The sequence below is a fragment of the Mesorhizobium sp. LjRoot246 genome (genome assembly GCF_964254115.1).
GTDB lineage: Bacteria > Pseudomonadota > Alphaproteobacteria > Rhizobiales > Rhizobiaceae > Mesorhizobium.
Window position 1 is genome coordinate 3,126,370 of the sequence record NZ_CAXUSN020000001.1, and the last position, 17,468, is coordinate 3,143,837.

At 63.1% G+C, this 17,468-nt stretch carries 17 protein-coding genes; 16 read left to right on the top strand and 1 reads right to left on the bottom strand.

What is annotated here, in order from left to right:
- Positions 1–16: 16 nt before the first annotated feature.
- From ACSQ3L_RS15145 to ACSQ3L_RS15155, 3 genes are read left to right on the top strand one after another with little or no spacing between them, the layout of a single operon-like run.
- Positions 17–853: an ABC transporter ATP-binding protein gene (locus ACSQ3L_RS15145; protein WP_436163448.1), complete on the top strand. Its 837-nt coding sequence runs from the start codon at positions 17–19 to the stop codon at positions 851–853.
- 12 nt (positions 854–865) lie between these two features.
- Complete coding sequence (locus ACSQ3L_RS15150) at positions 866–1,765, top strand: ABC transporter permease (protein ID WP_436160685.1); 900 nt, start codon at positions 866–868, stop codon at positions 1,763–1,765.
- A gap of 36 nt (positions 1,766–1,801) precedes the next feature.
- Positions 1,802–2,821: an aliphatic sulfonate ABC transporter substrate-binding protein gene (locus ACSQ3L_RS15155; RefSeq protein WP_436160686.1), complete on the top strand. Its 1,020-nt coding sequence runs from the start codon at positions 1,802–1,804 to the stop codon at positions 2,819–2,821.
- Positions 2,822–2,826: 5 nt separating this feature from the next.
- Here ACSQ3L_RS15155 and ACSQ3L_RS15160 read toward each other — a convergent pair whose 3' ends face one another.
- On the bottom strand, positions 2,827–3,855 hold the full coding sequence (locus ACSQ3L_RS15160) for a LacI family DNA-binding transcriptional regulator (RefSeq protein ID WP_436160687.1): 1,029 nt from the start codon (positions 3,853–3,855) through the stop codon (positions 2,827–2,829).
- Between the two features lie 336 nt (positions 3,856–4,191).
- On the opposite strand from ACSQ3L_RS15160, the gene ACSQ3L_RS15165 reads away from it, so the two are divergent.
- From ACSQ3L_RS15165 to ACSQ3L_RS15225, 13 genes are all read left to right on the top strand, one after another.
- Positions 4,192–5,805, top strand: a complete 1,614-nt coding sequence (locus tag ACSQ3L_RS15165; RefSeq protein WP_436160688.1) for an extracellular solute-binding protein — start codon at positions 4,192–4,194, stop codon at positions 5,803–5,805.
- Between the two features lie 81 nt (positions 5,806–5,886).
- Complete coding sequence (locus ACSQ3L_RS15170; protein ID WP_352659011.1) at positions 5,887–6,747, top strand: carbohydrate ABC transporter permease; 861 nt, start codon at positions 5,887–5,889, stop codon at positions 6,745–6,747.
- A complete protein-coding gene (locus ACSQ3L_RS15175) occupies positions 6,744–7,703 on the top strand; it encodes a carbohydrate ABC transporter permease (protein ID WP_436160689.1) in 960 nt (319 codons plus the stop codon). The genes ACSQ3L_RS15170 and ACSQ3L_RS15175 overlap by 4 nt, the downstream gene beginning before the upstream one ends.
- A complete protein-coding gene (locus ACSQ3L_RS15180; protein WP_436160690.1) occupies positions 7,700–8,791 on the top strand; it encodes an ABC transporter ATP-binding protein in 1,092 nt (363 codons plus the stop codon). Before ACSQ3L_RS15175 ends, ACSQ3L_RS15180 begins: the two co-directional genes overlap by 4 nt.
- A 1-nt stretch (position 8,792) precedes the next feature.
- Complete coding sequence (locus ACSQ3L_RS15185) at positions 8,793–9,869, top strand: ABC transporter ATP-binding protein (protein WP_436160691.1); 1,077 nt, start codon at positions 8,793–8,795, stop codon at positions 9,867–9,869.
- A gap of 35 nt (positions 9,870–9,904) precedes the next feature.
- A complete protein-coding gene (locus tag ACSQ3L_RS15190) occupies positions 9,905–10,993 on the top strand; it encodes a Gfo/Idh/MocA family protein (RefSeq protein WP_436160692.1) in 1,089 nt (362 codons plus the stop codon).
- A gap of 42 nt (positions 10,994–11,035) precedes the next feature.
- A complete protein-coding gene (locus ACSQ3L_RS15195; protein ID WP_436160693.1) occupies positions 11,036–11,950 on the top strand; it encodes a sugar phosphate isomerase/epimerase family protein in 915 nt (304 codons plus the stop codon).
- 56 nt (positions 11,951–12,006) lie between these two features.
- Positions 12,007–12,951 (top strand): sugar ABC transporter substrate-binding protein, encoded by a 945-nt coding sequence (locus ACSQ3L_RS15200; RefSeq protein ID WP_436160694.1) that lies wholly within the window; start codon positions 12,007–12,009, stop codon positions 12,949–12,951.
- An 82-nt stretch (positions 12,952–13,033) separates the two neighbouring features.
- Complete coding sequence (locus ACSQ3L_RS15205; protein ID WP_436160695.1) at positions 13,034–14,014, top strand: ABC transporter permease; 981 nt, start codon at positions 13,034–13,036, stop codon at positions 14,012–14,014.
- Positions 14,011–14,793, top strand: a complete 783-nt coding sequence (locus tag ACSQ3L_RS15210) for an ATP-binding cassette domain-containing protein (protein WP_436163449.1) — start codon at positions 14,011–14,013, stop codon at positions 14,791–14,793. The genes ACSQ3L_RS15205 and ACSQ3L_RS15210 overlap by 4 nt, the downstream gene beginning before the upstream one ends.
- A 16-nt stretch (positions 14,794–14,809) precedes the next feature.
- Positions 14,810–15,991: an aldose 1-epimerase family protein gene (locus tag ACSQ3L_RS15215; protein WP_436160696.1), complete on the top strand. Its 1,182-nt coding sequence runs from the start codon at positions 14,810–14,812 to the stop codon at positions 15,989–15,991.
- Positions 15,992–16,040: 49 nt separating this feature from the next.
- Entirely contained in the window at positions 16,041–17,123 is a 1,083-nt protein-coding gene (locus ACSQ3L_RS15220; RefSeq protein WP_436163450.1) for a fatty acid desaturase family protein, read from the top strand.
- 17 nt (positions 17,124–17,140) lie between these two features.
- Positions 17,141–17,455, top strand: a complete 315-nt coding sequence (locus ACSQ3L_RS15225; RefSeq protein ID WP_436160697.1) for a MocE family 2Fe-2S type ferredoxin — start codon at positions 17,141–17,143, stop codon at positions 17,453–17,455.
- Positions 17,456–17,468: the final 13 nt, after the last annotated feature.

A 17,468-nucleotide genomic window follows, 5' to 3' on the forward strand; every position in this document is an offset into this window, starting at 1 on the left:
CATGGACCGCCCAAACATGGACCGCATCGTCGTCAGCGACATCTCCAAGACTTTCCAGCTCAAGCCGGGGCAGTTCGTTACCGTCGACGGCGAGGCGACCGATCGTGTCACCGTGCTCGATGGCGTTGATCTTTCGATCCGCAAGGGCGAGTTCATCACCCTGGTAGGACCCAGCGGCTCCGGCAAGTCGGTGCTGCTCGACATCATCGGCGGCCTGACGCAGGCGACCGGCGGCAATGTCCAGCTCGACGGCAGGCGCATCACCAGGCCCGACCCCAAGACCGGCTATGTCTTCCAGCAATACGCGCTTTTTCCCTGGCGCACGGCGCTCGCCAACATCGAATATGCGCTGGAAGTTCGCGGCGTGGCCAAGGCCGAGCGCACCGCAACCGCCCGCCATCTGTTGGCGCTGTTCGGCCTTGCCGGTTTCGAGGACCGTTTTCCCAACCAACTGTCCGGCGGCATGCAGCAGCGCGTGGCGATCGCGCGTGCGCTGGCCAGCAACCCGGAAGTGCTGCTGATGGACGAGCCGTTCGCGGCGCTCGACCAGCAGACGCGCGAGCTCCTGCAAGGCGAGCTGCTGCGTATTTGGGGCAAGATCGAGACGACGGTCATTTTCGTCACCCACTCGATCGACGAGGCGATCTTCCTGGCCGACCGGGTTGTGGTGATGACGGCGCGGCCGGGCGCGGTGAAAGAGATCATCGACATCGACCTGCCACGGCCACGCGACGGCGACATCCGCGCCAGCGCCGAATTCAACTCGTATCGCGCTCGCGTCTGGGACGTGCTGCGCGACGAGGTCAACAAGGCGCAGAAGGACTGGACCCTGTCGCCAGCCTTCAGTCACTGAGGAGCTGGATCCATGGCCTATCTGACCGAGAAGTTTGGTTCCGCTGGAGCGCTTCACCTGTTCGCCGGTGCTGGCGAAACGATAGCCGCGGCCAGGGTCCCCGCCATCAAGGCTCACGGTGCAAAAGCCCGACGCAAGAAAGCGAGCCATGGCACCTTTGTCTACGGCCTGCCGCTGCTCGGCTTGTTCTTCCTGCTGTGGGAGATCGCGCCACGGCTTGGCTGGCTGAACCGCATCTTCTTTCCGCCGCTGAGCGAGGTGCTGGTCGCCTGGTGGGACCTGCTCGCCTCGGGCGTGCTGATCGAGCATATCGGCATCAGCCTGCAGCGCGCGACGATCGGTTTCGCACTCGGCGTGGTGGTAGCCATTCCGCTCGGTCTCTTGATGGGGCGCTATTCGCTGTTCGAGAAAGTCTCGGACCTGCTGGTGCAGACGCTGCGCAACACCTCGCAATTCGCGCTGCTGCCGGTGTTCATCCTGTTGCTCGGCATCGGCGAGGAATCGAAGGTGGCGATCACCTTCTATTCCTCGGTCTTCTTTCTCCTTGTCAACACGATCAGCGGCGTCAAGTCGGTCGATCCGCTGCTGATCAAGGCGGCGCGCTCGATGGGTACGTCCGACTTCGATCTGTTCCGGAAAGTCATCCTGCCGGCCAGCATCCCCTCGATCGTCGCCGGCGCCCGACTGGCGGTGAAGTCCTCGCTGTTCGCGGTCATCGGCGCCGAGATGCTGGCGGCCAAGTCCGGCCTCGGTTTCCTCATCCAGAACTCGCAGTTGATGATGGAAACGGCCGATATGTATGCCGGCATCCTGACGCTGACCGTCATCGGACTGACCGTCAACTACCTGCTCGTCTGGTTCGAGCGCTGGGCAACAGCCTGGAAAGGCCAGTCCGAGACGTCGCTCATTTAAGCCACCCATTCATTCCAATCAGGAAGGATTTTCCCCATGCCCAACATTCCATTCAATGCACTTCGCCGGCTGCTGCTGAAGGGCGCCATTGCCGTCGTCATCAGCCTTGGCGGCATGCCTGCCTTCGCGCAGGACAAGCCTGAAATTATCCGCATCGGCAGCACGGCGCCGGGGCATCTCAAATTCATCCTCGCCCAGAAGGACGGCTGGTGGGAGAAGGAATTCGCCAAGGACGGCATCAAGGTCGAACTGGTGACTTTCAACGGCGGCTCGGAAGCGACGACAGCACTGGCGACCGGCGCGATCGAGTTCACCTATACCGGCAACAATCCGGCGCTGCGCGTCGCGGCGTCCGGTGCCGACGTCAAGCTGATCGGCCTGTCGAGCTATGTGAAGGCCGGTGGCTCCTACATCGTCGTCAAGGCCGATTCGCCGTTGAAGACGCTGCAGGATCTCAAGGGCAAGAAGGTCGCCTATCTCACTGGCACGGTGCGGCATTCCAATTTCAGCAAGGCGCTGAACAGCGTCGGCCTGACCACCAATGACGTCGAAGGACTGAACCTGCCTTTCGAGGCATCCGGCCCGGCGCTGCTGCGCGGCGACATCGACGCCATTGTCGAGACGGATTCGACGGCGGCCAAGCTGGTCGACACCGGTGAGGCGCGCGTGCTGTTCGACACCGGCACGCATCCGGAATGGAACGTGCCGAACGTCATCTCGGTCAATGGCACCTTCGCGGCGAAATATCCCGATCTGGTCAAGCGGCTGCTGAAGGTCGACATCGAGATTTCGCGCTGGGCCGACGCCCATCCGGACGAGACAATCAAGACCTTTGTCGGGGCGACCAAGTCGTCGGAAAAATCCGTCCGCAAGACCTATGCCGACGGTGTGTTCCACCAGGATCCGAAACTCACCGACGAAGCGATCGCCGCCTTGCAGGGCGAGGAAAAGTTCATGGCCAGCGCCGGACTGTTGAAGGGTTCGATCGATTACGGCAAATGGGTCGACAAGAGTTTTGTCGATGGTGCCGCCGCGGAGGTCGCGGCTGTCCAGTAGGTCCGTCAGATCTCCGGGATGTTCTCCTTGAAGATCACCTGCAGCCTCGGCTGATGCAGTTCATAGGGCAATCCCCTGACCGCATGGGTCAGGGTGTTAAGCGCTTCGCGGGCCTCGACACGCGGGTTCTGGTCGATGACCGCGTCGAGCGTGCCGTCGAGCAGAAGATCCTTGGTGCCGTCCGTCACCTCATGGCCGAGGAAGACCATGGATTGGGCGCGGCCGCGTTCCTTGAGCGCGCGGGCGATGCCGGTGTTGCCGGCGCCGACATTGTAGATCGCGGCAAGGTCGGGGTGCCGCTCCAGCAGGGCTGATGCCTCCGAATAGGCCTTCTCGCGGTCGTCGAGCATTTCGCGCATCTCGACGATCTGCAGATTGGGCGATTCCTCCGCCAGAATATGGCGGAACCCCATCTCGCGTTCCTCATGGCCGCGATAGGACAGCGAGCCGGCGAACAGCGCCACCTTGCCCGGACGCCCCGATCCCATGAAGCGGTTGAGCAGATAGCCGGCGAGCCGCCCGGCGGCGCGATTGTCGATGCCGATATAGGCGACCCTGGGCACATGCAGGATGTCGGAGGCGATGGTCACTACCTTGATGTCGTTGGCAGACAGCGAGCGGATCGCCTCGCGCACCGTTGGATGGTCGAGCGCGATGACACCGACGCCTTGCGTCTGTCCGCGCAGATCCTGCAGCAGGCGGGCGAGGCCGTCCGGATTGAAACCTTCGATGGTGGCGATGTGCACATCGAGATCGGGCCGCGCCTGCGCCTGTGCCTCGATCTGGCGGTGCAGCATCTTGATGAAGGAATTGGTGCCGGCCGGCAGCGCGAAGTCGAGCCGGATGACCTCGCCGGGCGAGGGGCGTAGCGGCGCACCGTTCGGGCTTTCGGCGATGTAGCCGAGGCGCTGCGCCATTTCGAACACGATTTCACGCGTGCGCGCCCGTACACCGGGGCGGTTGTTGAGCACGCGGTCGACGGTGGCGGCCGAGACGCCGGCTTCCCGGGCTATGTCAGTCAGGGTTGAACGCACCGTCTCTCATCTCCTGCATGCGTCGGATCGGCTGGCGACGGATTCCCCGCCATCGGCGATTCTGATGGGAAATGATGTATCCGCCCTTGGCCGATGTGCAAGCCGCCGGGCTAAATCAAATGGTCGGGCAGGGCTGCGCAGGGTCGGGAAGAGGCATTTCCCATCAAATCTAGGCATCAGGAGTGGCGTATGAATCCCGGTTTTGTGCATTTCCTCGTCCTATCTGCAATATTGTGAGGTGTTTTGATTATTTATGATGTTGACAGCCTTCCCGTGCTGCCGTCAATATCCCTCATAGGGTCGTGGAGGAAACGTGGCCCTGAGGGAGGAGTTTCAATGTCTGACTTGATCCGCATCTCGCGGCGCCGCTTGCTGGCGTCCGGAGGAAAGGCGGCCGTGATCATGGCCGCCGCTGGTATCGCACCGCAATTCATTCGTCCCGGCCGCGCCTATGCGGCCGACGCGCTGGCGCCAGGCATGATCGGCGGCCCGACGGGCTTCGACGGGGCCGAGCGCTACCAGTATGGCGCCGACACGCCGGAAGGCCGCGCCATCGAGGCGGCCAAGGCGCTGAAGGGCGCCGGCAAGGCGCCAGCCAAGATCGTGCTCGGCCTGTCCGACGGCTCGATCGGCCAGCTCACACAGCCGTTCCCGGCCGGCGCGCCGTCGATCAAGGACCTGTGGGAAAAGGAGACCGGCATTCCGATCGAAATCGTCGGCCTGCCGAACGGCCAGGAATTCACCAAGACGATGCAGGACATCTCCACCAAGGGTGGGGCCTACGACATCTATTCGACTGAATGGAACCGCCTCGGCGACCTCGCCGAAACCGGCGGCATCGCCAAGCTCGACGACTTCGTCGCGCAGCACAAGCCCGAGTGGGACGATCCCACGACCGGCTATGTCAACGGCGCCAAGGGCGTGTCGCTGCTGAACAAATATCGCGGCTCGAACTATGGCGTCTCGTTGGACGGCGACTTCCAGACCTGGGTCTACCGCACCGACCTGTTCGGCGACGAAACCGAGAAGAAGGCCTTCAAGGACAAATACGGCTACGATCTGGCACCGCCGAAGACCTGGAAGCAGCATGGCGACATCGCCGCCTTCTTCCAGCGCCCGGATAAGGGTCTGTTCGGCTCGACCGATCTGCGCAATCAGGGTTGGGGCTATACCAACTGGTACCAGCGCTATGTCTCGATGGCTTCGCCCAACCAGTTCCTGTTTGGCGATGACGGCAAGCCGATGATCAATTCCGAGCAAGGCATTGCAGCTACCAACGAATATGTCGCTTCGCTCGCGCATCATTCGCCGGATGCGATCTCCTGGGGCTGGCCCGAACAGTACGGCAATTTCGCCAAGGGCGGCGCGGCAATGACCTGCGCCTTCTCCAACCTGCCGAAATTCCTCGACAATGCCGGCAACAAGGATTCTGCCGTCACCGGCAAGATCGGCTCTATGCTGCCGCCCGGCCGCGAGATCGACGGCAAGCTGATCAGCCGCTCCGTGCTGTGGTTCTCGCTGACCGGCATGGTTTCGGCGCAGTCGAAGAACCAGGAGGTTGCCTATCTCCTGCTGCAATGGCTGGGTTCGGCCCGCATCTATGCCTGGATGAGCGCCAATCCCGGCGGCTACCTGGACCCGTTCCGGCTCTCGGATTTCTCCGATCCGCTGGTGCGCCAGACCTATCATGCCTACCACATGGACGTGGTGCGCGAGACGGTCGCCCGCACCGTACCGACCATCAACTATCCCGGAGCGACAGCCTTCCACAACGCGCTGGACGAGAACCTGATGGCGGCGCTGACCAAGGCCAAGACATCGGAGCAGGCGATGGCCGACACTGAGGCCGAGTGGAAGAAGATCGCCCGGCGCACCGGCGAGGACAAGTTGCTCGAAGCCATCAAGACCAACAAGGAGGCCTGGCCGACAGTTCTCGATCCAATCGTCTGATCCTTCTCCCTGGATCATATCGAAGGAGGGGAGGAGCCTGCTTCTCCCCTCCGCCCAAAACGCCACCAGCAAAGCCGCCAGATGAAGCGTTCCATTCCCTTCGAGATCTTCCGCTACGCCGCGATCTTCGCGGCGATGGCGGTGACGCTGGTGCCGATCCTGTGGATGGTGTCGATGGCGTTCAAGCCGATCGCCGAATGGTCGGCGACCGGCGCCGACCTGACCTGGTGGCCGAAGAACCCGACACTTAGCAATTTCCGTTTCGTCTTCGGCGAATCGACCAACAACCTGATCGTCGCGCTCGACCACACCGCACTGAAGCCGATCCTGTCGTCGCTGCTGTCGGCGGTTTTCGGCACGGTGATCGCGATGTCGGCAGGCACCGCCGCGGCCTATGGACTGTCGCGTTTCGGCTCCGGCCAGAACCTGCCGCTGGCGCTGATCCAGCTCAGGCTGTTTCCGCCGATGGCGGTGATGATCCCGGTGATGATCATGTGGGCCTTCCTGAATTTTACCGACAGCTGGTGGGGGTTAGCGCTGATCTACGGCATCGTCACCTTGCCGTTCGCCTTCTGGCTGATGAAGACCTTCTTCGACGACATGCCGCGCGAGATCGAGGAGGCAGCCCTGGTCGAAGGCTGTTCGCGGCTGCGCGTCTTCACCCGCATCACGTTGCCGATGATGCGCGCGCCGCTCGCCAGTGCAGCGCTCTTCGTCTTCATCCTCAACTGGTCGGACTATCTGATCGCGCTGCTTCTGACGACCCGCGAATGGGTGACGATCCCGGTCTACATGGCCTCGCTGTCGTCTTCGATGACCGGGCAGCTCTACGGCGCCAAGGCGGCGCTTGGCCTGATCGCGGCCGTGCCGCCAGTCATCATGGGCATCGCCATCCAGCGCCATCTGGTGCGCGGGCTGACTTTCGGGGCGCTCAAGCAATGAGCGCGGTGACTGCCATGATTTCAGAGGATGAGATGAAAGCCGTCGGAACAAAGCCGGTTTCGCGCGACGAGGGCGCAAGGCTGGGGTTCCGGCTGACCCTGCCGGCGCAGATCCTGGTGCTGTTCATCTCGGCCTTCCCACTGTTGATGCAACTCTACATCAGTGTCACCGACTGGTCGCCGCTCTCGGGTCTCGGCTGGTGGAACGCCTGGTCGCTGTGGAACAGCTTTGCCAACTACACCGACCTTGCCGCCGATCCGCGCTTCTGGAGCGCACTGAAGCGCACCGCCATCGTCATGATCGTCTGCGTGCCAGCGGAGTTCCTGCTCGGGCTGGCGCTGGCGACGCTGTTTGCCGACGATTTTCCCGGCAAGCGCTTCTTCTATTCGATCCTGCTGATGCCGATGATGGTGGTGCCGGCGGTGGCCGGCTACATGTTCTTCATGCTGTTCCAGTCGGGTGGCCCGGTGAACGACATATTGTCGGCGCTCACCGGTTCTCCCGTCACCATCGCCTGGCTGTCGGACCCAACGCTGGCGCTGATCGCGGTGATGGTTGCCGACATCTGGCAGTGGACGCCGCTGATGTTCCTCATCCTGCTCGCCGGCCTGGTCGGCGTGCCGGAGGACCAGATCAAGGCGGCGACGCTGCTCGGCGCCAATCCGTGGCAGCGCTTCGTCACCATCGTGGTGCCGAAGATGAAGACGATCATCATCATCGCGCTGGCGATCAGGGTGATCGAAAACTTCAAGATATTCGACACGCTCTACATCATGACCGGCGGCGGCCCCGGCGTCGCCACCGAAACCATTTCCGTCTACATCTACAAGCTCACCACGCAGGACCTGATCTGGGGCTACGTCGCGGCGATCGCGCTGGCCATATTGGTCGTGCTCTCGATCGTGGCGGTGTTCGCCATGAAGCGCATGGCGCGGGCACGCGAGGTGCGGGCATGAGCGCGATCCACCTGCAGAACCTGGTCAAGAAATTCGGCGACTTCACCGCGCTGAAGACCATGGACCTGGCAATTGCCGATGGCGAGTTCATGGCGCTGCTCGGGCCGTCTGGCTGCGGCAAGTCGACCACGATGAACATGATCGCCGGCATGGAGGAACCGACCGGCGGCAGGATCCTGTTTGGCGAGCGCGACATGGCCGGCGTGCCGATGGGGCGGCGCGGCGTCGGCTTCGTCTTCCAGAACTATGCCATCTTCACCCATATGACGGTGCGCCAGAACCTCGCCTACGGGCCGAGGATGCGGGGTGCGGCGAAGGCCGAGATCGACCGCCGTGTCGGCGCCATCGCCGAGATGCTGCAACTGACACCGCTGCTCGACCGCAAGGCCGACCGGCTGTCGGTCAACATCCTGCAACGCGTGGCGATCGGCCGCTCCGCGATCATGGAGCCGGCGATCTTCCTGCTCGACGAGCCGTTGTCCAATGTCGACGCCGCTTTCCGGGCCGTCATGCGCACCGAACTGAAGCAGCTGCAGCGCCAATTTCGCCAGACCATGGTCTATGTCACCCACGACCAACTCGAGGCGATGACCATGGCCGACCGCATCGCGGTCATGGACCACGGCGTGCTGCAGCAGGTCGGCACGCCGCTCGAGGTCTACAACGATCCGGCCAATGTCTTCGTCGCCCGCTTCATCGGCGCGCCGGGCATGAACCTGCTCAAGGGCAGGCCGGCGGAGAGCGACCGCGGGCTGGTCGTCGATCTCGGAGCGTTGGGCATCACGCCGCCGTTGCCGGACGCACTCGCGGCCGCCTTGCGCGGCGCGCGCGGCGAGATGCTTTACGGATTCCGGCCGGAGCAAGTGACGCTGGTGCAGAATGGGCAGGGCCTGGCCATGCAGGTCACCTTCGTCGAACGGATCGGCGCGCGCACCATCGTTCACCTCGGCCATAGCGAGAGCGCGGTGAAGGCCGTGTTCGACAATGATGTCGGGCTGGCGATCGGGCAAACCGCCGTCGTCGCCCCCACTGCGTCGTCGGTGCGTGTCTTCCACGCCGCTACCGGCCTTGCGATCAAGGCAGGTTGAGATGGCCGATATCGTCTTCCGCAATGTGACCAAGCGCTACGGCAAGACACTGGCTGTCGACGATGCCTCGTTTACGGTCAATGACAATGAGTTCTTCTGCTTCTTCGGTCCGCCGCTGTCGGGCAAGTCGACCATCCTGCGCCTGGTGCTTGGGCTGGAGACGCCGGACACCGGCGAAATCCTGATCGGCGGCAAGCCGGTCAACACGGTGTCGCCGGCCGAGCGCAACGTCGCGATGGTGTTCCAGAACCTGGCGCTGTTCCCGCATATGAGCGCGCTCGACAATGTCCGCTTTCCCCTGGTCGAACGCCGGGTCGCCGAGGCCGAGATCAAAAGGCGGGTCGCCGACGTCGCGGCGAAGCTGCATATCGGCCATATCCTGCACAAGCCGCCGGCGCAGCTTTCGGGCGGCGAGCGGCAGCGTGTGGCGATTGCCCGTGCCTTGGTGCGCGATCCCAACGCCTATCTGATGGACGATCCGATCTCGGCGCTTGACGCCAGGCTGCGCGAAGAAACGCGCGTCGAGCTGAAGCGCATCCAGCGCGAGCTCGGCAAGACGCTGATCTATGTCACGCATGACCAGGAAGAGGCGATGTCGGTCGCCGATCGCATCGCCATCCTGGAGGATGGCAGGATCCGGCAGATCGGTGCGCCGGCCGAGATTTATGACCGCCCGGCCAGCACCTATGTGGCGCGGCTGCTCGGCTCGCCGATGATGAACATCCTGAAATCGGTGCGCGGCGAGGGCGGCGTCGAGGCGGCCGAAGGCACGATCCGCATTGCCGACAAGGCTGCTCCCACTGATGCCATCGAGATCGGGCTGAGGCCGGAAGACATCAAGGTCAGACCGTGGCCCAGCGAGGGAAAAGAGGGCGGGGGCCCGGGCCGCCCGGCGCGGGTGTTCGAGGTCGAGCCGCTTGGCGGCTACACCGTGGTGACGCTCGCTGCCGGGCAGGCGCGGCTGAAGGCATTGCTGCGCGGCCAGCCCGACATCCGGCCGGACGCCATGGTGGCGATATCCTGCGAGCCGGCGCGCGTGCATTATTTCGGACAGAGCGGGGGAGCGCTGGCACGATGATTGCGGCCGCAAGAAACGAGCTTCGGGAGGATCAGATGGCAGACAAGGGCTTCGAGCCGGACGTGAAGGTCCGCACGAAGGAATACAGGATCGGCTGCATCGGCGCCGGCATGATCATGGCCGAGTGCCATCTCGCCGCCTACAAGGAAGCCGGGTTTCCGGTGGTGGCGATCGCCTCGCGCACCAGAGCCAGCGCCGAGAAGGTGGCGACACGCTGGGCCATCCCGACCGTGCACGATACGCCCGAAAAGCTGATCGAGGATACGAATGTCGAGATCATCGACCTTGCTTTCCCGCCCGACCAGCAGCCGGCGCTGATCCGTCACGCCCTGAAGCAGAAGCACATCAAGGCGATCCTGGCGCAGAAGCCATTGGCGCTGTCGGTCGACGAAGCGGTCAAGCTGCGCGACGAGGCGGCGAAAGCTGGCAAGATCCTCTCGGTCAACCAGAACATGCGCTACGACCAGTCGATGCGTGTGCTGAAGCAGATCATCGACAGCGGCGCGCTGGGCGACATTGTCTTCGCGCAGATCGACATGCACGCCATCCCGCACTGGCAGAGCTTCCTCGAGGATTACGACCGGCTGACGCTGGCCAATATGAGCGTGCACCATCTCGACGTGCTGCGCTTCCTGTTCGGCGACCCCGACGAGATCACGACGCTGACGCGCAAGGATCCGCGCACGAAATTCGACCATTCCGACGGCATCACGGTGTCGACGCTGCGCTTTCCGTCCGGCGTGCTCGCCGTGTCGCTGGAGGATGTCTGGTCCGGCCCGCGCCAGGATGGCTACAAGGACGACCAGCACATCAACTGGCGCGTCGACGGCACCAAGGGTGTCGCCAAGGGCACTATCGGCTGGCCGACAGGCTCGGCCTCGACACTGACCTATGCCTCGACCGAGACGACCGGCGGCGCGTGGGTGACGCCCCGTTGGGACACGATGTGGTTCCCGCATGCCTTCATCGGCGTGATGGAGCAGCTCCAGCACGCGGTGAAGACCGGCACGCCGTCGGCGCTCTCCGTCGCCGACAACGTCAAGACCATGGCGCTGGTCGAGGCGGGCTACCGCTCGATCGACGAGGGCCGCACGGTCAAGCTTTCCGAAATCTCGATCAACTGAAACACCAGTCAACTGAATCGCTTACAGGGAGGAATTCACACCATGATGCAGGCAGGTATTTTCACGGGCTATTTCCCGTATGGCCTCGAAGAGACGGCGAAGAAGATTCGCGGACTCGATTTCAACACCGTCCAGCTCGATCTGCATTTCAGGGATGTCGATCTGTCGGCCGGGCAGATCACCAAGGACAAGGCCAAAAAGGTCCGCGACACGTTTCGCGAACATAATCTGCCGATCTGCTGCGTGTCGGGCTACACCAACATCATCCATCCGGACAAGGCCGAGCGCGACAAGCGCGTCGGCTATTTGAAGGAGATCATCCGCAACGCCCGCCATTTCGGCTCGCCGTATGTGATCTCGGAAACCGGCACCTACAACACCGAATCCGACTGGGTGCATCACCCCAAGAACAAGACCGAGGAAGGTTTCGAGGAATGCCGCAAGGTGGTCGCCGACCTCGCGCAGACGGCCTATGACCACGGCGCGGTTTTCCTGCTCGAAACCTACGTCAACAACGTCGTCGGTTCAGTCGAAGAGACGGTGAGGATGTTCGCCCAGGTCGACCATCCAGGCCTCGGCCTGCTGATGGACCCGACCAACTATTTCGAGACGCACAACATCGACAGGATGGACCAGATCCTGAACCAGGTGTTCGACACGCTGACCGACAAGATCAAGATCGCCCACGCCAAGGACGTCAAGCGCTCGGGCAGCGACAAATCGGAGAAGCACGCCGATATCGGTGACGCCAACGCCATGGAAAGCCACACCTTCCGTGGCGTCGGTGAGATCGAACTGCCGGCGCCCGGCCTCGGCTCGCTGAACTACGACCTCTACCTTCAACGGCTGGCCGAGAAGCATCCGAACATCCCGGTCATCATCGAGCATCTGGCCGAAGACGACGTGCCGCGCGCCAAGAAATTCCTCGACGGGAAGTTCCGCGCCAACGGCCTGTGATGGTCACTCCGCGCCGCCGGTTCGCGGCGGCTCGGCTGCAAGCAAGGGAGGAAAGAATGTTGAAACGCGTATTGAAACTGGCGGCTGCCGCAACGCTGTTCGCCGGCGTCTCATTGAGCTTGCCGGCACAGGCGCAGGATGGGCAGAAGACCTTCTATCTTTTGTCGCATGGCGGTCCGTCGGATGCGTTCTGGCTTGATTGGAATGCCGGCGCCACCAAGGCCTGTGACCAGCTCAAGGTGACCTGCAAGATCTCCTTCAGTGGCGGCGACATGGCGGCGCAGAAGGAGGCTTTCAACTCGGCGCTCGCTGCCAAGCCCGATGGCATCGCCACCACATCGGCGCAGCCCGGCCTGTGGACCGAGGAGGTGAAGGCGGCCAAGGCAGCCGGCATCCCGATCGTGTTCTTCAACACCGATGATCCGGCGACCGGACGGCAAGCCTATGTCGGTGCCGATCTCAAGGAGGCGGGCGTCATCTGGGCCAAATACCTTGTCGACCACAAGATGGTGAAGCAGGGCGACAAGGTGTTCCTGCCGGTGGAGGTGCCTGGCGCCAGCTACCAGCAGCTGGAGACCGAAGGCATCGCCAGCGTCTTCGATCCGCTCGGCATCAAATATGATGTGGTCGATTGCGGCACCGACCCGGCCGGAATCATCGCCAAGATGACCGACTATATGGTCGCCAACAATCCGCCGGCGATCATCGCGCTCGGCGATTCCGTGGCGGCCAGCGTCAAGCGGGTGTTCGACGGCGCCGGCGTGCCGGCCGGCAAGATCCCGGTCGTCGGCTGGGGCAATTCCAAGGAGACCGCGGAAGCCGTCAAATCCGGCTTCGTCAACGCGGCCGCCTGGCAGTTCCCGTCGGCGCAAGGCTTCATGCCGGTGGCGCTGCTCGGGCTCGCCGCTTCCGGCGAGCCGATCGGCTACGACATCCACACGTTCAGCCTCTACGACGCCTCGAGCGTCGAACCGATCCTGAAGCTCTACAACACGAAGTGAAGACCGGTGCCCACGGCGCAGGCCGCGGGCGTCTCTTCAAAGCATGGTTCAAGCAGTCATGACGATCGCCGCAGAAGACGAAATGCCTGTCGGGAAACGCAGATCGAGCCTCTTGCGCTCGCCGCAATTCTCCTCGCTCGTCATCCTCATAGTCCTGCTTGCGGTGTTCGCCATCGCCGACGCCAATTTCCTGTCGCCGCTCAACATCTCCAACATGATGGCGTTCCTGCCCGAGCTCGGCATCATCGCGCTCGGCATGACTCTGCTGTTGACGGCGGGTGAATTCGATCTGTCGGTCGGCGCCGTGTTCGGGCTGGCGCCGGTTGTGGTCATGCTCCTGGTGCAGAACGGCGAAGCAAGCATCGGCGTGGCGCTGCTGGCCGGGCTTCTGCTGTGCGTGGCGATCGGCGCCATCAACGGGCTGATCGTCACCAAGATCGGCATTTCGTCCTTCCTGGTCACGCTGTCGATGCTGCTCGTCGTGCGTGGGGCGGCGCTCTACATCACACAGGGCTTTCCGCTGAAGTCGTGGGACCAGCCTGGCTTCTTCGTGACGCTGCTGGCCGGCAGCTTCAATGTCGGGTCGTTCCGGTTCTACACCTCATTGTGGTGGTTTATCGGCCTGTCGCTGCTGGCGATCTATGTCCTGCGCTATGCCAAGCTCGGCAACTGGATCAGCGCCATCGGTTCCAATCGCAACGCGGCGGAGGCGCGTGGCGTGCCGGCGGACGCCGTCAAGGTGTGGCTGTTCATCCTGACCTCGGTTCTGGCGGGGCTGGCCGGCATGATCAGCGCCTTCCGCATCTCGGCCGCTTCACCGGTGGCCGGTACCGGCTACGAACTTGAAGTGATCGCCATGGTGGTGGTCGGCGGCACAGCGCTGACCGGCGGGCGCGGCACGATCCTCGGCACCATCGTCGGTGCGCTGATGCTGCGCGCCATCCGCAACGGCATCGTGCTGATCGGCGTGCCGGGCCTGGCCTACAACATCTTCGTCGGCGTCATCATCCTGGCCATGCTCATCCTGCACGCTTTGCTGCAGAAGAACGCTGCAAGGAGCTGACGATGGAAGTGCTTCGGCTGCAGAACCTGCAAAAATCCTTTGGCAGCGTGCGCGCGCTGAAGAACGCGTCCTTCGCCCTCAACGAGGGCGAGGTCGTGGCCTTGCTCGGCGACAATGGCGCCGGCAAATCGACGCTGATCAAGGCGATCTCGGGCGTGTTTCCAGCCGATCGTGGCGACATCTATGTGCGCGGCGAAAAGGTTTCGATCCGTTCGACACGCGATGCGATGGACCTCGGCATCGAGACCATCCACCAGGACACGTCGCTGGCGCCGGATCTCAGCATTGCGCGCAATCTGTTTCTCGGCCGCGAGCCGGTCAAGCTGAAATGGCTGGGTGTGTTCGCGCCGCTCGATCTCGCCAAACTGCGCGGCGCGGCATCGGCGCTGTTGAAGCGCGTCGGCATCTCGAAAAAACTTGACGCCGATGCGCTGGTCTCGACGCTGTCGGGCGGCGAGCGCCAGTCGATCGCGATTTCGCGCGCCATGCAGTTCGCCGCCAAGGTCATCATCCTCGACGAGCCAACCAACAATCTCGGCGTCGAGGAAACCCATGGCGTGCTGCGCTTCGTCAAGGAGGTCCGTGACGCCGGTCATTCCGTGCTTTTGATCACCCACAACATCCATCACGTCTTCCAGGTCGCCGACCGCATCATCGTCATGCGTCGTGGCGAGATCGTCGCCGAGCAGACGGTCGCCGATACCGACCTTTTGACCGTGGAAAGCATCATCACCGGGGCCGACATGTCGGCCCTGCTGAAAGAGACGAGAGCGAAGTGAAGAAGTTGGCCGTCACATGGTAGAACTCTACGGCAAGACGCTTTCGCGCCGGCAGGTATCGGAACGTTCAGGCATGCTGTCGCAATTTGCCGGCGTGCGGCTGATGACGCTCGGCGACGGGGTGGAACGCGGTATCCGCATGCTGGAGTTCCGCACCGGCTCGGGCCTGCGTTTCACCGCGCTGGTCGACCGGGCACTCGACATCGCCGATTGCGACTTCAAGGGCCAGGCGATCGGCTGGCATTCGCCGAGCGGCTTTCGTCATCCCGGCCTGCACGATCATGAGGGGGAAGGCGGGCTGGCCTGGGCCCGCTCGTTTTCAGGCCTGCTTGTCACCTGCGGCCTCGACCACATATTGGGCAGGGAAGAGGTGCCAGCCGACACCTACAACTATCCCGGCAAGAAGACCGTGATCCATTCGCTGCATGGCCGCGTCGGCACCATTCCGGCGCGGTTGACCGGCTATGGCGAGGCCTGGGATGGCGACCGCTGCGTGCTGTGGGCCGAAGGCATCGTTCAGCAATCGGCGGTGTTCGGCGAGGACCTGCATCTGCTGCGGCGCATCGAGGTCGATGTCGGTGGCAACGAGATCCGGCTGTTCGACCGCGTTGTCAATCATGGCTTTAACCGCACGCCGCATATGTATTTTTATCATGTCAATGTCAGCCACCCCTTGCTGGATGAGGGTTCGCGCTACCTGGCGCCCATCCGGGATGTCGTCTGGGCCGGGCATGACGGCGAGCGCTACCAGGCGCAGAAGGTCGGCTACCGTACCGTGCCGGCGCCGCGACTGGGTTTCAGCGAGCAGGTCTGGCAGCACGAAATGGCGGCCAATTCTCTCGGCGAAGTGCCGGTGGCGGTAGTCAACGATCAACTCGGGCTCGGCTTCGAGGTGGTGACGCGCAAGCACCAGCTGCCTTGCGCCTATCAATGGCAGAATTTCCAGGCGGGGCAGTATGCAATGGGCATCGAGCCTTCAACGCATCATGTGCTCGGCAATCTCGCGGCGCGCGAGCGTGGCGAGATGATCTGGCTGGAGCATGGCGAAGGCCGTTCCTACGACGCGGTGTTCCGGGTGCTCGACGGCGCCGGCGCGATCGCCGCGGCTGAAGAGAGGATCGCTTCGATCGCCAGGCAACCGCAACAGGATTATCCTGCGCCATCGGGCAATTTTCCGGGATTGGCGGACAGGGCATGATGCGAAACGAATGCTCCGGCTGGCGGGCCGGAAATCGGAGGTCGATGTGATGGAGAAAAAGCGCGACTACAGCCTGGTCGGCGAAAGCACTCGGCTTGCGATCGAGACCGGGTTGGCCTCCGCCGAATGGTATCACACCGATGTCGCGCGCAAGGCGATGAAGGAGCTGATGCAACGCTCGGATGGGCCGGCGATCCGCGACACGATCGTCTGGATCGTTGCCATACTGGGCTCCGCAGCCGGCATCATCTGGTTCTGGGGCACATGGTGGGTGGTGCCGTTCCTGCTCGTCTATGGCGTGCTCTACGGCTCGTCCAGCGACTCGCGCTGGCACGAATGCGGCCATGGCACCGCCTTCCGCACCCGCTGGATGAACGATGCCGTCTATCAGATCGCCAGCTTCATGCTGATGCGCAATCCGGTGACCTGGCGCTGGAGCCATGCCCGCCACCACACCGACACCATCATCGTCGGCCGCGACGCCGAGATCGCGGTGATGCGTCCGCCGGACCTGCTGCGCGCCGCACTCGCCTTCACCGGCGTCCTCGATTTCCGCTATTCGCTGCCGACGCTGGTGCGCAACGCCTTTGGCAGCATCTCGCCCGACGAAAAGAGTTTCATCCCCGAGATGGAGCTTCACAAGGCGGTCACCGCGGCGCGCTGGCATGTCGCCATCTATGTCGCGGCGCTGGCGCTGGCGCTGTACCTCTGGTCGTTCCTGCCGCTGGTGCTGATCGGCCTGCCGCGCCTCTACGGCAGCTGGCACATGGTGCTGACCGGGCTGCTGCAGCATATCGGGCTGGCCGACAACGTCACCGACCACCGGCTGAACACGCGCACCGTCTACATGAACCCGATCAGCCGCTTCATTTATTGGAACATGAACTACCACGTCGAACATCACATGTTCCCGATGGTGCCCTATCACGCGCTGCCGAGGCTGCACGAATTGATCAAGCATGACCTGCCGGAACCCAATCCGTCGATGTGGCATGCCTATCGCGAGGTCTGGCCGGTGCTCATCAAGCAGCTCCAGTACGAGGACTATTTCCTCAAGCGCGAACTGCCGCCGACAGCGCGGCCGTATCGCGAGGAATTCCACGCGCTGACCGTCCCGGCGGCGGCGGAATAGAGTTGCGGGAGAAACAGATGGCGGACTGGGTTGAGGCGTGTGGCGTCGATGATGTCGAGGAAGAGGACGTCATCCGCTTCGACCATGGCGGCCGAACCTTTGCCATCTATCGCAGTCCGGATGACGAGTACTTCGCCACCGACGGTTTCTGCACGCATGAGAAGGCGCATCTGGCCGATGGGCTGGTGATGGACGACATCATCGAATGCCCCAAGCACAATGGCCGCTTCAACTACAAGACAGGTGTGGCCAAGGGCGCACCGGTGTGCGTCAATCTCGCCACCTATGCGGTGAAGGTCGAGGCTGGCAAAGTGATGATCCAGATCGGCTGACCTGCCGCCGAAT

Excerpts from the sequence above, each read along its gene's own strand:
- ACSQ3L_RS15145 (WP_436163448.1), top strand. The coding sequence starts at position 17 with ATGGACCGCATCGTCGTCAGCGACATCTCCAAGACTTTCCAGCTCAAG.
- ACSQ3L_RS15150 (WP_436160685.1), top strand. The coding sequence starts at position 866 with ATGGCCTATCTGACCGAGAAGTTTGGTTCCGCTGGAGCGCTTCACCTG.
- ACSQ3L_RS15155 (WP_436160686.1), top strand. The coding sequence starts at position 1,802 with ATGCCCAACATTCCATTCAATGCACTTCGCCGGCTGCTGCTGAAGGGC.
- ACSQ3L_RS15165 (WP_436160688.1), top strand. The coding sequence starts at position 4,192 with ATGTCTGACTTGATCCGCATCTCGCGGCGCCGCTTGCTGGCGTCCGGA.
- ACSQ3L_RS15170 (WP_352659011.1), top strand. The coding sequence starts at position 5,887 with ATGAAGCGTTCCATTCCCTTCGAGATCTTCCGCTACGCCGCGATCTTC.
- ACSQ3L_RS15175 (WP_436160689.1), top strand. The coding sequence starts at position 6,744 with ATGAGCGCGGTGACTGCCATGATTTCAGAGGATGAGATGAAAGCCGTC.
- ACSQ3L_RS15180 (WP_436160690.1), top strand. The coding sequence starts at position 7,700 with ATGAGCGCGATCCACCTGCAGAACCTGGTCAAGAAATTCGGCGACTTC.
- ACSQ3L_RS15185 (WP_436160691.1), top strand. The coding sequence starts at position 8,793 with ATGGCCGATATCGTCTTCCGCAATGTGACCAAGCGCTACGGCAAGACA.
- ACSQ3L_RS15190 (WP_436160692.1), top strand. The coding sequence starts at position 9,905 with ATGGCAGACAAGGGCTTCGAGCCGGACGTGAAGGTCCGCACGAAGGAA.
- ACSQ3L_RS15195 (WP_436160693.1), top strand. The coding sequence starts at position 11,036 with ATGATGCAGGCAGGTATTTTCACGGGCTATTTCCCGTATGGCCTCGAA.
- ACSQ3L_RS15200 (WP_436160694.1), top strand. The coding sequence starts at position 12,007 with ATGTTGAAACGCGTATTGAAACTGGCGGCTGCCGCAACGCTGTTCGCC.
- ACSQ3L_RS15205 (WP_436160695.1), top strand. The coding sequence starts at position 13,034 with ATGCCTGTCGGGAAACGCAGATCGAGCCTCTTGCGCTCGCCGCAATTC.
- ACSQ3L_RS15215 (WP_436160696.1), top strand. The coding sequence starts at position 14,810 with ATGGTAGAACTCTACGGCAAGACGCTTTCGCGCCGGCAGGTATCGGAA.
- ACSQ3L_RS15220 (WP_436163450.1), top strand. The coding sequence starts at position 16,041 with ATGGAGAAAAAGCGCGACTACAGCCTGGTCGGCGAAAGCACTCGGCTT.
- ACSQ3L_RS15225 (WP_436160697.1), top strand. The coding sequence starts at position 17,141 with ATGGCGGACTGGGTTGAGGCGTGTGGCGTCGATGATGTCGAGGAAGAG.